Below are 14,959 nucleotides of genomic sequence, written 5' to 3' on the forward strand. Positions count from 1 at the left end.
AGTCGGGTGTGAGGTGTAGGGTGTGGGGTATGGGATGTGGGGGAGCCATTGCGGTGCGGGGGTTTCCCCCGTTGTAGCAACTGGCGTTGTGGGGTGTGGGGTGTGGTGAGTCAATTCTCTCCCTCAGCTCCCTCAGTTCCCGATCGCTCCCTCAGCTCTCTTTCCCCTGCTCCCTGCTCCCAGCTCGTCCCTGCTCCCTTAATTCCCCCCAAAGCCTCTCGTTGATAACTAACTAACAATCTGGGTCTCTGTACGGCAAATATACCAGGTTAAGAGACCTCCTGCGATCGCGATTACGGCTAAACTTAGAAAAACTGCCTGTAAACCAATTAATGTCTCTGCTAAACCAGCCAGTGCTAGCGGTAGAGACAAAGCAATATTGATGGCGTTATTTTGGAGACCAAAGACTTTACCATGCATGTCAGGCGGAGTCTCTTTTTGAATTGTGGTCTGCATGGGGATCGCTACTAAGGCAGCACAAGCCCCTAGTAGCGCAATCAATGCTAAAGCAAACCACAGTTGGTGGGAGAACATCGATAGACCGACTAAGGAGGCTGCTACGCCCACAGAACCCCACAAACTTAATTGAGCGTGGGAAAAGCGTTGACCGAATTGACCGAGGAGAGTTGCACCAGAGGCAATTCCAACTCCGCCAGCCGCTAACAAAAAGCCAAATTGAGAAGATTTTAACCCTGGAATGACTTCTGCTAGCCGCACGGCAAGCACGGTTAGAGCGGCAAAGATGGAAAATAGAATGATTAGCTGGAGGAGGGCATTGCGGACGCGACGATTATGTTTGAGATAGCTGAGTCCATCACGTAGATCTTGCAAAACGTGGGGCGGTTCTCGATCGCTATCGGGTAGGCTCTCGCCAGTTTTGAGAAGAAATAAAATCAGTCCGGCGATCGCGTAACTCCCGCCAACAACGATTTCCTTACCCATACCCGTACCGATCCCAATCCGATCGGTAATTGTATCGGCGATCGCCAGTAATGGTTCTCCTACCGCAAATCCCACAACCACCAAAGCCATCATTGTCGTGGTATAAAGCGAGTTAGCTGAGAGTAAGTGTCTTCGCTCCACGACTAAAGGAATTGCTGCTTGTTCGGCTGGAGCAAAGAACTGTGTCAGTGTCGAGATCGCAAACGATAATCCTAAAAGAATTGCAAAGCCTACGGGCAAATTAAAAATTGAATGCCAGTCTTGCGTGAACCACAGCAGAAATGGGACTGACAACACAAAAACGCCCCGTAGCAAGTTTGTCACTACAAGTACAATCTTTTTCGACCATCGATCGACAAATACCCCTGCAACTGAGCCAAATAAGACTGCGGGGATGGTAAAAGCCATCATAATCGCCGAAACCCACCCGCTGATACTTTGATCGCTGGCTTGAAAGCGACTGGAAATGATGGCGATCGTCATCACTAAATAAACTTTATCGGCAAGTTGAGAAAAGACTTGACCGCTCCACAAAGAGAGAAAATTGCGGTTGCGCAAAACGGGCAAAAATCCTTGTGACTCATCTGATGGCGGCTCGTCTCCATACTCTTGAGAACTGCCGTTTGAGCCACCCGACTCCGTGGCGATCGCGCTATCTTGACTTGCTGGCATTTTTGTCATTACGCCATTTCTGACAGTTTCATTTAACTGCTCTATTTTTGGCAGCTTGTCGTCTGCCTCTCCCATAGAAAATTCGCTTTTTTCTTGAGTGTATGTTTTTTCTGGAATATTTGTGCTTTCAGCTACAGAATTATGAGATATTTGCTTTTTACTAAATAGATATTTGGGCGTAGATGGCGTAGACCGCGAATTAGCAGCGTGACCTCCAACTTGACTTCTGAGGGAATTAGCCTGAGAAGCGGATGGCTTGGTATTTCTTGTATCTAAATCAGACGGTTGCATGATCTTCTGTTAAAGGACTCGGCAGGGAAGCAAAATAACTATCGATCAGGGCAGCTGACCGAATGGGGCGACCGAAGTGATACTGTACGTACTGACGCAAAATGCGTTCGATTGACAGCCAGTTATGGCGATCCAGAACGGCGATCGCAGGTAAATTAGCCTGAGACAGTTGTTGCAATAAAGCTAGTTCTGCGGCATTTATCCGCCGATCGAGTACGAGTTTCTCTTGTTTGTGGGCGATCGCCCGATAACCCGTACCCATCGCCTCTGCCACTCTGCCCGTGGGTGGCAAAATATTGGTATTAGTAACATCATCAGATTTTATAGATTTGTTGCGATCGCTGTTTTTGCCTATAGCCGTGGCATTTTCCCAAGCAGACAAATTTACCGTTCCCCCTGCTGAGGTACTAAATCCTACTTGCCAGTTAGGAGTAGAAAAATCTGGAGTCAGGGAATTTGCCGTTAAAGAACAAGCTTGAACTTGAGGCGCAACCCCTGCCAAAGCCAACAGATGAAACGCTGCATGGCATAAGTGAGCTAAAGTCGAAGATCCCGCAGATTTAGGCAATTGCTCTAGGCGTTTGAGATGCTCGTTGAGCAAGAAAAATAATTCAGTTTGGGGTTGTTCGCTCAAAGCTTGACACATCGCCATTTCTGCCAAATACTGGCTAGCTGCGAGCTTACCTAAATCTTGACTCAGAGCAGGGTATGACTCTATGGTCTCAGCTTGAGTAATTTTATCGAGCGATCGCCCCTGAGCAATCAACAGTTCGTTGACGACAAACAACCCGCTTCTACCACCAATCTTGGAATTTTGCTTTCTCACCCCAGGCGCAACAGCTCGGATCAAACCAAACTCCTGAGTCAAAATCGTCAGCAACCGATCCGCCTCGCCCAAAGGCATACTCTTTAAATTAATTCCGGTGGCTTTGTAGGTACGACTCATCTAGGAAAGAGTTAGGTGTTAGGAGATAAAGAGACAAGGGAGCAATTCTATTCACTAGCCACCAGTCACTAGTCACTGATAACTGTTCGCTGATAACTGCCTTTTTCCAGGTTATCGCGCTGGCGGAGTAGATCGACGCTGCGAGATGTACCCAATCGCGTCGCCCCTGCCAATATTAGCTCTATTGCCTGGTCTATAGTGCGAATTCCTCCCGATGCCTTAATACCGACTCGTTCCTTAGCAATTTCTTTGAGCAAGCGCACATCCGCCACTGTTGCACCCCCATTCCATCCCGTACTTGTTTTGAGAAACGCTGCCCCCGCATCCATACATATATCTGCGGCAAGTCGTTTTTCTGCCTCTGTCAGAAGGGTAGTTTCTAAAATAACTTTGACTGTTTGCCCCGTTTCTTCGCAAATTTCGGCTATTTCTCGGTGTAGTGCTTCTGTTTTCTCAGCTTTAAGCCAGCCCAAATTGATGACGACATCTAATTCAGTTGCCCCGCTGTCGGCTGCTTCTTGCGCTTCGTATAACTTCACGGCTGATGTCGTGGCTCCGGTAGGAAAGCCAATCACCGTACAGACTTTCGGTTTTTTGCCGTGGAGTAGTTCTGCTGCTTGCCGCACGTAGACAGGGTTGATACATACTGCGGCAAATCCAAATCTGTCTGCTTCCATACACCACTGTTCCACTTGGGCGGGTGTTGCCGTTGGAATCAGCAAGGTATGGTCGATTAATGGGGCAATGTCAATCTCGCGGTAGTCTGCTGCTGCCACCATCACTGCTGCTCTCAGTCACCTCTGTTTTAAGTTTTATCAGAATTCCGAGACATTATTTAAAGTTTTTTTAATTTAAAGTTTTTGACTGGCACGATCGCGCATAACTCTTGGCTAGCGCGAAACAAATAGCCTACCAATTCCAGTCAACAATACCGAAAACAACACTCATTCTCTTCGCTTCTGTCTTAACCTTGGCGCGATCGCATTTGCCGCTACACCGTAAATTCGCGCTGCTTGAGTCATATTGAGTTGCAGTAGGCGATCGCATCCCAGTTGTTGTGTTTCTTTTGGTTTAACTGGAACTATTCCTAAAACGCGGAGAATTTCTCTAGCAATTGCTTGAGCTAAAAGCGGTGGAACAGAATTTCCCACTTGGCGAAAACCATGCCATTTCGTCTGATGAAATCGAAACCAGTCGGGATAGGAATGCAATCGGGCAGCTTCTCTAACAGTAATACATCTGGGCTTGTAGGGATGAATCGGGCGGGGTGACGTAAAAGCACCCAAATTACTCGCCGTCCCAGCTCTTAAAGTATTGCAAATACCTTCAGGTGCAAGTTTATAAAAGTGACTGATTGGCTCTACTTCCCCCCAATTGGTAGTAGCAAATCTAGCAATAGAATTGTCACCGTGTCGAGTTCTCAAACTAGAAGTTAATAAGCGCAGATCGAAGTGGCGATCGCCAGCATAGTTATCATTGTTAGCAAAAATACTACGCATTTTACTACTATAATGACTGGGTTTACCGTACTCAACGATCGTCCAATCTTGCTGAAATAATTCTGGATACATTTCTACTACTGGAAGGTCGCACAGGGCATCCCAAATTGTGGGAGTTGGTTTTAAATGAGGTAAATTTAAAATATATTTTGACTTGCGAGAGAGCGAGGGTTTCGTTATCGGTTGAGGATATTCAGGCAGAGGTAAACCGTAACGACAGCCAAGCAGAAATAATCTGGCTCGATCTTGAGGTACACCATAGTTTGCCGCATTTAAAACTCGATAATCTGTTTTAACTTCGTATCCACCAGCGCCAAAAGCTGCAATTAATTCTGAGAGAAATTGGCGATGATTGCCAATAGTTAATCCTGGTACGTTTTCAAATACGAAATATTTTGGTTTTAGCTCTAGTACCAATCGCAAAAAGTGATGTACCAATGCATTACGCGGATCGTCTAAAGCGCGTTTGCCGATTAACGAAAATCCCTGACAGGGTGAACCGCCGAATACAACATCAATATCGCGATCGCCTATTGCCGAACAACTTCTAACTTCCGTACTTGTAGTTTCGGTGACACTCTGACATAAAACCTTGCAAAACGGAAAATTAAACTGATGGGTTGCACAATGGATCGGATCGATTTCCACAGCTGCCAGGACATCAAAACCTGCTTGTTCAAAACCAAGCGTCATCCCACCAACACCTGCAAACAAATCTACACCGATAGGTCGTCCGCTATCCATTTCCATTGTTCAAACACACCACGTTCAAACACACCACGTTCAAACACACCACAGTTTGAAGTCAATTATCGCCCGTGGCTTGTCTTTTTTTCCTATTCATCTTTACCAATAACTGTTAACTGTTCACCGATCGCCGATCGCTGATAACTGCTTTTGTCGCCGCAGGCTAGAGATTGTCGCCACAACATGTTCTGCTACGCGATCGATCTCCTCTGTAGTATTAAACCGCCCAATCCCAAATCGAATTGAGGCATAAGCTAGCTTTTCCAAGCGCCCCAAGGCGAGTAAAACGTGAGAGGGGGCTGTTTTGGCAGAAGAACAAGCCGCGCCGGAAGACACCGCTACAACAGGCTGTAACCCCAAGTGTAGGGCAGTACCGTCAACTCCTTCGACGCTAATGTTTAAATTACCAGGCAACCTTTGGCTGGGATGTCCGTTTAAATACACCCCGTCTAATTGGCTTAACTTTTGCCACAGCCGATCGCGCAATTGAATTTGGCGCTTTGCCTCTGTCTCCCGTTCTGCCAAAGCGATCGCGACTGCTTGACCAAAACCAACAATCTGCGGCGTATACAAAGTCCCAGAACGCATTCCCCGTTCTTGTCCGCCGCCGTGTAGCTGTGGTGCTAGTTGGACTCTAGGATTGCGCCGTCGCACGTACAAAGCACCAATCCCTTTTGGTCCATGAACTTTGTGCGCCGTCAGCGACATTAAATCGATCTGCATCGCCTGCACGTCGAGCGGAATTTTGCCGATCGCCTGCGCTGCATCAGTATGAAATAAAACTTGGCGATCGCGACACATTTTCCCAATCTCTGCCAAGGGTTGCAATACACCAATTTCATTGTTTGCTGCCATCACCGAGACTAAAATCGTATCGGGACGAAAAGCCTGTTCTAATTTCTCTAGATCGATCAACCCATCTATTTGCACGGGTAAAAAAGTGACTTCAAAACCGAGCGATCGCAAATATTCGCTAGGGTCGATAACAGCATTATGCTCTGTTGCTAGCGTAATAATGTGCCGTCCTTTCTGAAAATAAGCCTCAGCCACCCCTTTAATGGCTAAATTATTTGCTTCCGTCGCTCCACTCGTAAAGACAATTTCTTCTGGCGTAGCCGCGATCGCCTCTGCCAAGATTTCCCTTGCTTGTCTCACCGCCGCCTCTGCTTCCCAGCCGTAAGCGTGGCTGTTACTCGATGGATTACCAAAATGCTCCCGAAAATATGGCAACATCGCCTGCAAAACTCTTTCATCTAGCGGCGTAGTCGAGTGGCAATCTAAGTAAATTGGGCGAGACATGGCAATAGTGGTAATTGGTAATTGGTAATTGGTAGTTGGTAGTTAGCGAAGTCTCCCTTGTCTCCCTTGTCCCCCTTGTCTCGCTTGTCTCTCTTGTCCCCCTTGTCCCCCTTGTCTCCCTTGTCCCCCTTGTCTCGCTTGTCCCCCTTGTCCCCCTTGTCCCCCTTGTCCCTTATTCTTACCTAGCCTCTAGCCTCTAGTTATCACTTTCCGTGACGCGCCAGCTGAGTTTGAGGTTGATCCAGAAGTTCCAGAACGTGACGATCGTGATCGCGAGAAGATTGGCAATTTGATAGTGGACGTGCAAAGTGTTGTACAGGACATTCAATAATAGGATATTCAATACTAAACCCATCAAGCAGACGATATTAAATTTCAACAACCGCTTGATCCGCTTGCGCCAACCGCGTTGCTGTCGGGACATATCGCTGAACGTCCAAGCATCGTTCCAGAAAAAGTTATTGATAATAGCAGCTTCCGCCGCGATCGCTTTACTGCGCGTCAACCCCCACCCCAATCCACTCTGATCGTGGAGGAGATATAAAACTGCCATATCGACAAATACCCCGCTAAAACCAACCGCACCGAAGCGGATAAATCTGCCAATCGGGAAATTAATTTTTTGTCGAATTCTGCCGATCCGTCCTCGCGAAACTCGCAGTCCGATCAAGTGCTTGATGTAGTCTACATACTGCTTCCACGTAACTTTGCTTTCGCCTTCGCGCCGTTCTTGGAAAACGTAACCAACTTCGGCAATTTCTTTAATGTCTCCCCGTCCCAAAACTTCAATCAAAATTTTGTAGCCTACAGGACTGAGAGCTGCTCCGGCGATCGCTTGTCGCTGTACCATAAAATAGCCGCTCATGGGGTCAGACACGCGCCCCACGACTTGCGGTAAGATTACCAAACCTAATAGTTGTGCACCTCTTGACAAAAAGCGACGTACCGCACTCCAGCTACTCACTCCCCCACCTTCAATGTGGCGACTAGCTACAGCTAAATCTGCACCATCGTTCATTGCAGCTAAGAGTTTCAATAAAACTTGCGGTGGGTGTTGTAGGTCGCCATCAATTACGCCTAAAACCTCTCCATTGGCTGCTTGCCAACCGCGCACTACAGCTGTTGAAAGTCCCTTTTCCGTAGTCCGTCGCATCACCCGCAATTGGGGGTACTCTACCATTAAGCGCTGAGCAATTTCCCACGTCCGATCCGGGCTATCATCGTCAACGACGATTAATTCATAATCTTCTGGCAAAACTGGATCGAGCAAATTCGTGAGAATGCTGACGATCACGCGAATGTTTTTTCCTTCGTTATATGTTGGTATTATCAGAGAAAAGCGTACCGAATAGCTTTTTTGTCCTCTATTTGTCTGAAAGTCTCTATCTGAGGTAGCGGCTGGCGCAGTTTCAGGTATGAGTAGAGAGCCTGTAGGAACTGGTAATAGAAAGCTTTGTTGTCCGAGTGCCATAAATCTTTTTGAGTGTATTTTATTACTTTGTTCCGATAAAACCTAGACAATCATTGTCAGCGCCGCCACGCTATTTCTCTGCTTCTTCCTGGGTGAATTATATCTAATCGCGATTCAGAAGTTTTTCTCGCTACTCTTGCTTCAAAGCTAAATGTTATGTCCTCAAGCACCTAATAGTTTTTGATAGACATCAACGAGTTGTCCGTTAAGTCGATGGATATTGTAGTATTGTTCCACACAGACTCGACCTGCTACCCCCATTTCTTGCCAAATTTCGGGATTTTCTAGTAGATAACTCAATTTTTCAGCTAAAGCCTCCGCATCTCGCTCTGGGACTAAAAATCCCGATCTACCATGTTCGACGAGTTCGGGAATGCCGCTATGCATGGTACTCAAAATTGGCATTCCACAAGCCATTGCTTCCATTAAAGAGACTGGAATACCTTCTCGATCGCCATTTCTACTTGTAACGCTGGGAGCCATATAAATGTGAGCTTGAGCGAGAAGTTCGGTAATTTCTTGCTGTTGTTTCCAACCTAATAGTTTCACTTTATTGGTTACTTTAAGTTCTTGAATTAGACTCTGTAGCTCTTCTTTTAAACAGCCGTCTCCTACTATTTGATATTCTATTTGGGGAAAATCTTTTGCTAGTTTTGCTACAGCACGAATTCCATATTCTACGCCTTTTTTTTCGACGAGACGCGCAATAGTAATTACCCGCACTACGCGATCGCTGGATTGACGTGGTTGAAAGGTAAATTGATCGCAATCAATCCCCATGTGGTGAACGACAATTTTCTTTTCATCGCCACCTAACTCCATGAGTTTTTGCTGCCAAAGTTTGCTAATTGGCATTAATAAATCTGCGGTCGATAGCAAGCGATCGTAAACGCGATCGCCAACTTGCTGAAGATAAAGAGTGATATCAAATCCGTGAAATACGGTAATCAATCGTCCTTGAATTGCCCCGATTTCTTTTAATACAGCTGCTTTAACACCATTCATTCCAAAATGACAGTGAATGATATCATACGATCTACTACGTTTTAGCCAAGGAGTTAACTCGTAAATTAGCGTGAGTCGGCTAACTTTTCTGACAGATTCAGAATAGAGCAATCGCGCGATCGCCTGAGGTGCTTTGTGAAAATTAGTTGCGATCAACCCCAATCCTTTCAGCCATTGTTGCCAGCGATTATCGGGCATTTTAGCAGCATAAAAAGTCCGCGATCGCAAGCCATACTTTTCGACATCTGGATGCACTTTTGAATCTTGCGATCGCGGCTGAATGGCATAAATATCTACCTCATGTCCTAGATCGATTAAACCCGAAATTTGATTCAGGATAAAGGTTTCAGACAAAGCTGGAAATTCCTGCACGACAAAGGCTATTTTCATCTAAAACCAAGTAGAAACAACTCTATTATCTAAGCGCGATCGCCCTCAACTAACTTTTGTACCCGTTGGCGCTTCCACCATCTTGTAGCCCGAACAATTCCAGGTAGATTTGTGAGGGCAAGTAAGCCACGATAAGATATATTTTGTCGCAGAGAACTGAACCCTTTAATTAGTAAATAATCTTGTTGAGCAATCCTCCCTATTTCTGCCGCTCCTCGTTCGATAACCGCGTGGATATAATCGTTTGTATTCCATACAGAAATTGTACTCCAATAGGTCAGCGTTCCTTCAACGGCTTTTCCGACTTCGACCAAATCTTCTAGCGTGACAACTTCATCAACGACTTGTAAACCTTCTCCCGATGCGTAGAGTGCGGCTTGCTTTCCTGGACTAGGAATCGTAAACAAAATTTTGCCTTGAGGACTCAGCAAAGCGTTGAATTTACGATGTAAATCTCCCCTTGCTGCTAGAGGAATATGTTCGTAAACATCAGGTAAAACAATCGCATCCCAATTTCCTTCAATTGCTTCCGTCACCACGTTAACTTGGCGATATTCAATGCGAGGATGACTAAATAAACTCCGAGCCAAACGAAGATTTTCCGAACTAATATCTACTGCTAGAATTTGAGCTTTTTTTGCTATCCATTTAGCAATAAAATGAGTCCCCTGTCCCGAACCACAACCAATAACTAATATTCTTGCCGTATCGGGATGAATTGCCTTTGTAAAAAACTCTAGCTGGCGATCGATCCGTTCGTTACCGTAAACGTAGTCCCGAATAAAAGTTGGAGAAAAATTGTTGTAGAAAGTTTCAACTGGACTAACCACCATAGATTTGAATTTCTCCTTTTTTTGCTGAAAATAATACAGTAAAATTCTTCACTAGAAAAGCTACAGTTAAGAGAAAACCTTTTCCTCTCCTCTAGATTTTTTGGCAAGGATAATATACACTGCTGCATCGTTAGATAACCGTTCGGGATGGCGCGATTCAATCCAAGCGATCGCCCGTTGAAGCAACCAAATGTAGAATTTGCGCAAACGACCCGGTATTTTCTCTTCTGTAGCATCTTGCCAAAGTTGCAATCCAGCAGATGCCATCCCAAACACACTTTGCACCGATACAATCTCAAACCCAGCTTGCACGATTTCCCGTTGCAAACCAGCAGCCGTCCAGCGCCAGTAATCGCAAGGATCGGGGTGATATCGCCAAATTCCGTGAGTTGAAAGCACCAAAGCGCTACCTGGCTTGAGAACTCGATAAGCTTCCTTCAAATAGACTTGAGGCTGTTCTACATGTTCCAAAACCTGAGAAGAGAGGACGCAATCAATACTTGCATCGGCAATTGGTAGCTGTCCTTGGCAACCAACCGCAATTTCGGCGCGATCGTTACCTGGAAAGTCAGCCCCAATGTAGCGAGCGAATTTTTGTTTAAATAAAGATTCGTAAGGCTTGTTACCACAACCGTAATCGAGTAACTTTTCTCCCGGTACGAGCAACTCAGATTCAACTAGATACTGCAATTTTTCTAGCAGCAATTTGAGAATCGCATAGCGGGAGTGAAAGCGGTTGGGACGCACGCGATCGCCCCGTTCTTGAACTTTGTAAGTATACCGAGAAGGTGTCGCTACTTTCATCGTCGTTGTTTAAATTCTCGCAGGAAGGACAGATAAAAAGATTTCTTGCCAAACAAATAAAACACGATCGCGACGTACAATCCTGCCATCACTAACGTGCAAGCAATCGCGATGCCCCACACTGGTAAAATCGGATTGAGTGCAAATTTAATTCCTATTGTGGCAAGCCCCGCGATCAGAGCAGCAACAAGCGATTGGGCGATCGCCGAGAACAAATCGCTCGTCGTAATTTCTAGACCGCGAGTCGCATAATACATACAAGGATAGACTTGTAAAAGCATCGCTACGGCATAGCATAAAGCAACTCCCCGCGCTCCATAAGGCAGACCGATAAAGAACGATACCACTGTCAAACTAGAAGCAAACACGCCCCATTTCAACATCCGGTCTGTTTTGCCTGTGGCAATGTACAACCAACCAGCCGTATTGCAAAGCGGTTGAAATATGGCGGCGACACCGAGAAACCGAAACAGAAAACTAGCTTCTCGCCATTGAGAACCGAGAATTAGCGTCACGACTTCTTCAGAGATTGCGATCGAAAGGATAACTAAAGGTAACGTGAGAAACGTAACCAGCGAGACTGCTTTAAGGTAGTAGTTGCGAAATTGCTGCGGGTCTGCCTGTAATCGACTTAGGCTTGGGATTGCCACCGCAGTAATTGGCGCGTTAATTTGTTGCAATGGTAAGAGTAACAAGCCATAAGCTTTGGCATACAGCCCTAATTGTCCCGCACCCCAAGACCGACCGATTAAGATGTTATCTAGGTTGCGGGCAAAGTAATTAATCACGTTGAAGCCCGTGAGATGGCTACCAAAAGTCAATAATTCGCGAATATTAGCGTGTCGTTTCGGTAAACTCGGTCGCCAGCTACACAGCAACCACGCACCTCCCATTTGACCGATCGCGATCGCGATTTGCATGACTACCAATGCCCAATATCCCGCACCATACCAAGCTAAAACTAGAGCGCTGACGACTCCAAAACCCATAGCAACAATATCAATTGCTGCCAAAGCCGTAAATCGCATCTGGCGGTTGAGCAAAGCTTGATGCTGGACTGTTAAGCCTCCAAACAAAAAACCAATTGCTGAAACGATGGTAATTAAGGTTAACCGGGGTTCGTTGTAAAATACGGCGACAACGGGAGCGATCGCGCAAGTTACGAGAGTTAATAACAGACTAACTGCAATATTTACCCAAAACAGGTTGCTAATCTGGCGGTGGTTAATTTCTGCCTTTTGGATGGTTGCCATCGACAACCCCATATCTTTAAATAAGGCAACAAAACCCGTTACGGCAGTTACCATCCCGACTAAACCGTAATCCTGCGGCGCTAGCAGGCGGGCTAAAATGACTGTAGAACCCATTTGCAAGGTAAACTTGCAAGCTTGAGCTACCAGCGTCACTGCTCCGCCGCGTATAGAACGCTTTTTGAGATCGGCATTGAGATGATCGGTACGAAAGTGTCTGTCGCGATCGCTCTGTTCGGAGCTGGTTTTTAAAGACTCTGGCAAAGGCTCTGGCAAGGCTGCACCTGGATAAATTAACGGGATCGATCTGGCGATCGTGGCATTAGTGACTCTGACTTCTGAGCATCATAATCAAAAGTTTGAATTCGGGCAATTGTATCCTAGAGTTGTCTTTTCAGCAATAATTCCCTGACGAATAACTGCGATCACGCTATTTTGATTTTTTCCATCTCGCACGATCACGTGTTTTTTTGCACCAGCTAAACTTACGCCGAACTCTGGACTTACTCTAAATCTTCCGTAGGTCTGGAATCGGTTCCTGTCACACCAGCAGCAATACATTTTAGTTCAAAGCATTGAGCCTCGGAGATCCCTCCAACCCCCCTTAACAAAGGGGGCTATGATTCCCCCCTTAAAAAGGGGGGCTAGGGGGGATCGTCTTATCTAAACTGTATTGACACCAGCACGACTAGCGAATTAAGCCTAGTCACAAAAATACTCCGAAAGTTATATTTGTGCGAGCAAAACGCACGATCTACAAATAAATGCAACAATCCATACTCTGCTATACGAAATTACCCGCTTGCTTTGTGGTTACATTTTTAGAGACAGTTATGACAGATTGTCAAACTCAAAAGAATTTAGCTAAAATAATATTACGTATGCGAAATATCCCCGAAATGCCTTCTACTTCTACCGAACGAAAAATTGCCGAGCCATTGCGAGAAATTTTAGCGCCGTATAGCGTTGGCTACCGGATTAAGCTGTTAGGTCAGTTGGGGAGCCGCAGATTTCAAGAACGCCTCGAACCCTTTGGTCTGACACCCTTTCACTGGGTCGTGTTGTGCTGTTTGTGGGAGGAAGATGGCTTAGCCACTTGTAGTATTGGGGAGAAATTGCAGCAGGTAGGAGGAACTTTAACGGGAGTCCTCGATCGCATGGAAGAACGAGGACTGATCCGCAGAGAACGAGACCCTCGCGATCGCCGCATTTGGCGGATCTGGCTGACGGGTGCTGGTCGAGAACTAGAAAATATACTACCCCCAATCGCTTTAGATTTGAGAGAGCAAGCCATGCAAGGCTTTTCTCTGGAAGAACGCCAATTATTTTCTAGGTTAATTGACCAAGCGATCGCCAATCTTTCCTAAAAACTCACAACTCCACTGTTACTCGTACACAGCGATCGCTGGAAGCAGAGAAATTGTTAGTATCAACATACTCCAATCCTATGTTTCAACAATAGTTCTCTGGATGGTGTTCCGAGGCAACAAAGTATTTATTTAATAAATAAGTGCTTTCCTGAATCTAGATAAAAAATGAATAGAATTGCAAATATTGCGGTCGTACCTGCTTTAAGATCGAGAAACTACCGTTTATTTTTCTTTGGACAAGGGGTTTCATTAATTGGTACGTGGATGACCCAAACGGCAACAATTTGGCTTGTGTACAAACTCACAAATTCAGCGCTGATGTTAGGCATTGTGGGATTTTCAAGTCAAATTCCCAGCTTCTTTTTAGCCGTTTGGGGTGGAGTTTTAGTAGACCGATTCAATACACATAAAATTTTAGTTATTGCTCAAATATTAGCCATGATCCAGTCTCTAGTGCTAGCAGTGTTAGCGCTATCAGGCACGATCCATATTTGGCATTTCATTATTTTGAGTTTATTTCAAGGCGTAATTAATGCTGTAGATGCTCCGGCTAGACAAGCATTTGTGCCAGAAATGGTCGAGAAGAGAGACGATTTAGCCAGTGCGATCGCGTTGAATTCTTCTCTAGTTAATGGCGGACGGTTAGTCGGACCTGCGATCGCGGGAATTTTGATTGCTAGAATTGGCGCTGCTTACTGTTTTTTAATTGATGGTGTAAGCTATATTGCTGTCATTGCGGCTTTAATGGCAATGCGCTTAAAACCAAAGAAAATAGTCGTTACAACCGCCAATCCATTGCAAAGATTACAAGAAGGATTTGTTTACGCCTACAACTTTTCTCCAATCCGCTCGACCTTGCTATTACTAGCTTTATTTAGTTTAATGGCAATGCCTTATATTACCTTAGCTCCCATATTTGCTACCAAAATTCTAGGTGGAGACGCGCGCACTTTAGGCTTATTAATGGCAGCCTCGGGAGTGGGAGCAATTGGCGGAGGAATTTATTTAAGCACTCGCAAAACAGTTGTCGGTTTGGGCAAAATCATTGCTTTAGCTCCGGCACTTTGCGGCACGGGAATTATCTTTTTTTCCCTATCAAGAATGCTATGGTTATCCACCCTTATGTCCGCGTTAATTGGACTTGGTTCTATTCTGACTATTTCCTCCAGTAACACTGTAATTCAAACTATTGTTGAAGATGATAAACGCGGACGAGTCATGAGTTTATTTACCATGTCCTTTTTAGGAATGGTTCCATTTGGTAACTTATTTGCTGGATTTTCTGCCGATCGTATTGGTGCTACCAATACTTTACTTATTGGTGGAAGTTTTTGTATTATCGGCTCGCTATTATTTGCCAGACAGTTACCTAAACTCAGACAAGCAGCCCGTCCAGTTTTGCAACAAAGAGGTATATTATCCCAGACAAACACGTAGAGA

At 45.5% G+C, this 14,959-nt stretch carries 13 protein-coding genes; 2 read left to right on the forward strand and 11 right to left on the reverse strand.

Going from position 1 to position 14,959, the window contains the following annotated elements:
- Nucleotides 1-110: 110 nt before the first annotated feature.
- The 11 genes from DSM107010_RS42145 to DSM107010_RS09850 all read right to left on the reverse strand — a co-directional run bounded on the left by DSM107010_RS42145 (nucleotide 111) and on the right by DSM107010_RS09850 (nucleotide 12,425).
- On the reverse strand, nucleotides 111-239 hold the full coding sequence (locus DSM107010_RS42145) for a hypothetical protein (protein ID WP_258183842.1): 129 nt from the start codon (nucleotides 237-239) through the stop codon (nucleotides 111-113).
- Nucleotides 229-1,905, reverse strand: coding sequence for an MFS transporter (locus DSM107010_RS09805; RefSeq protein ID WP_106166649.1), 1,677 nt, complete (start codon nucleotides 1,903-1,905; stop codon nucleotides 229-231). The genes DSM107010_RS42145 and DSM107010_RS09805 overlap by 11 nt, the downstream gene beginning before the upstream one ends.
- Nucleotides 1,892-2,851, reverse strand: coding sequence for a DNA repair protein RecO (recO, locus tag DSM107010_RS09810; RefSeq protein WP_106166650.1), 960 nt, complete (start codon nucleotides 2,849-2,851; stop codon nucleotides 1,892-1,894). Before recO ends, DSM107010_RS09805 begins: the two co-directional genes overlap by 14 nt.
- A 68-nt stretch (nucleotides 2,852-2,919) precedes the next feature.
- Nucleotides 2,920-3,630 carry a deoxyribose-phosphate aldolase gene (deoC, locus tag DSM107010_RS09815; RefSeq protein WP_106166651.1) on the reverse strand — a complete coding sequence of 237 codons (711 nt, stop codon included), beginning with the start codon at nucleotides 3,628-3,630 and terminating at the stop codon, nucleotides 2,920-2,922.
- Nucleotides 3,631-3,795: 165 nt separating this feature from the next.
- Complete coding sequence (locus tag DSM107010_RS09820) at nucleotides 3,796-5,100, reverse strand: DNA cytosine methyltransferase (protein WP_199755465.1); 1,305 nt, start codon at nucleotides 5,098-5,100, stop codon at nucleotides 3,796-3,798.
- A gap of 117 nt (nucleotides 5,101-5,217) precedes the next feature.
- Nucleotides 5,218-6,396, reverse strand: coding sequence for a cysteine desulfurase family protein (locus DSM107010_RS09825; RefSeq protein ID WP_127022853.1), 1,179 nt, complete (start codon nucleotides 6,394-6,396; stop codon nucleotides 5,218-5,220).
- Nucleotides 6,397-6,592: 196 nt separating this feature from the next.
- Nucleotides 6,593-7,867 (reverse strand): glycosyltransferase, encoded by a 1,275-nt coding sequence (locus tag DSM107010_RS09830; RefSeq protein WP_127022856.1) that lies wholly within the window; start codon nucleotides 7,865-7,867, stop codon nucleotides 6,593-6,595.
- 162 nt (nucleotides 7,868-8,029) lie between these two features.
- Complete coding sequence (locus tag DSM107010_RS09835; protein ID WP_106167684.1) at nucleotides 8,030-9,262, reverse strand: glycosyltransferase; 1,233 nt, start codon at nucleotides 9,260-9,262, stop codon at nucleotides 8,030-8,032.
- Between the two features lie 29 nt (nucleotides 9,263-9,291).
- Nucleotides 9,292-10,095 carry a class I SAM-dependent methyltransferase gene (locus DSM107010_RS09840; protein ID WP_106167683.1) on the reverse strand — a complete coding sequence of 268 codons (804 nt, stop codon included), beginning with the start codon at nucleotides 10,093-10,095 and terminating at the stop codon, nucleotides 9,292-9,294.
- Between the two features lie 66 nt (nucleotides 10,096-10,161).
- Nucleotides 10,162-10,899 carry a class I SAM-dependent methyltransferase gene (locus DSM107010_RS09845; RefSeq protein ID WP_015152258.1) on the reverse strand — a complete coding sequence of 246 codons (738 nt, stop codon included), beginning with the start codon at nucleotides 10,897-10,899 and terminating at the stop codon, nucleotides 10,162-10,164.
- Nucleotides 10,896-12,425, reverse strand: coding sequence for a lipopolysaccharide biosynthesis protein (locus DSM107010_RS09850; RefSeq protein WP_106167682.1), 1,530 nt, complete (start codon nucleotides 12,423-12,425; stop codon nucleotides 10,896-10,898). The genes DSM107010_RS09845 and DSM107010_RS09850 overlap by 4 nt, the downstream gene beginning before the upstream one ends.
- A 623-nt stretch (nucleotides 12,426-13,048) precedes the next feature.
- On the opposite strand from DSM107010_RS09850, the gene DSM107010_RS09855 reads away from it, so the two are divergent.
- Nucleotides 13,049-13,516, forward strand: coding sequence for a MarR family winged helix-turn-helix transcriptional regulator (locus tag DSM107010_RS09855; protein ID WP_041462686.1), 468 nt, complete (start codon nucleotides 13,049-13,051; stop codon nucleotides 13,514-13,516).
- A 168-nt stretch (nucleotides 13,517-13,684) separates the two neighbouring features.
- Nucleotides 13,685-14,956: an MFS transporter gene (locus DSM107010_RS09860; protein ID WP_127022859.1), complete on the forward strand. Its 1,272-nt coding sequence runs from the start codon at nucleotides 13,685-13,687 to the stop codon at nucleotides 14,954-14,956.
- The last annotated feature ends 3 nt before the right edge of the window (nucleotides 14,957-14,959 follow it).

The sequence above is a fragment of the Chroococcidiopsis cubana SAG 39.79 genome, from assembly GCF_003991895.1.
Taxonomy (GTDB): Bacteria; Cyanobacteriota; Cyanobacteriia; order Cyanobacteriales; family Chroococcidiopsidaceae; genus Chroococcidiopsis; species Chroococcidiopsis thermalis.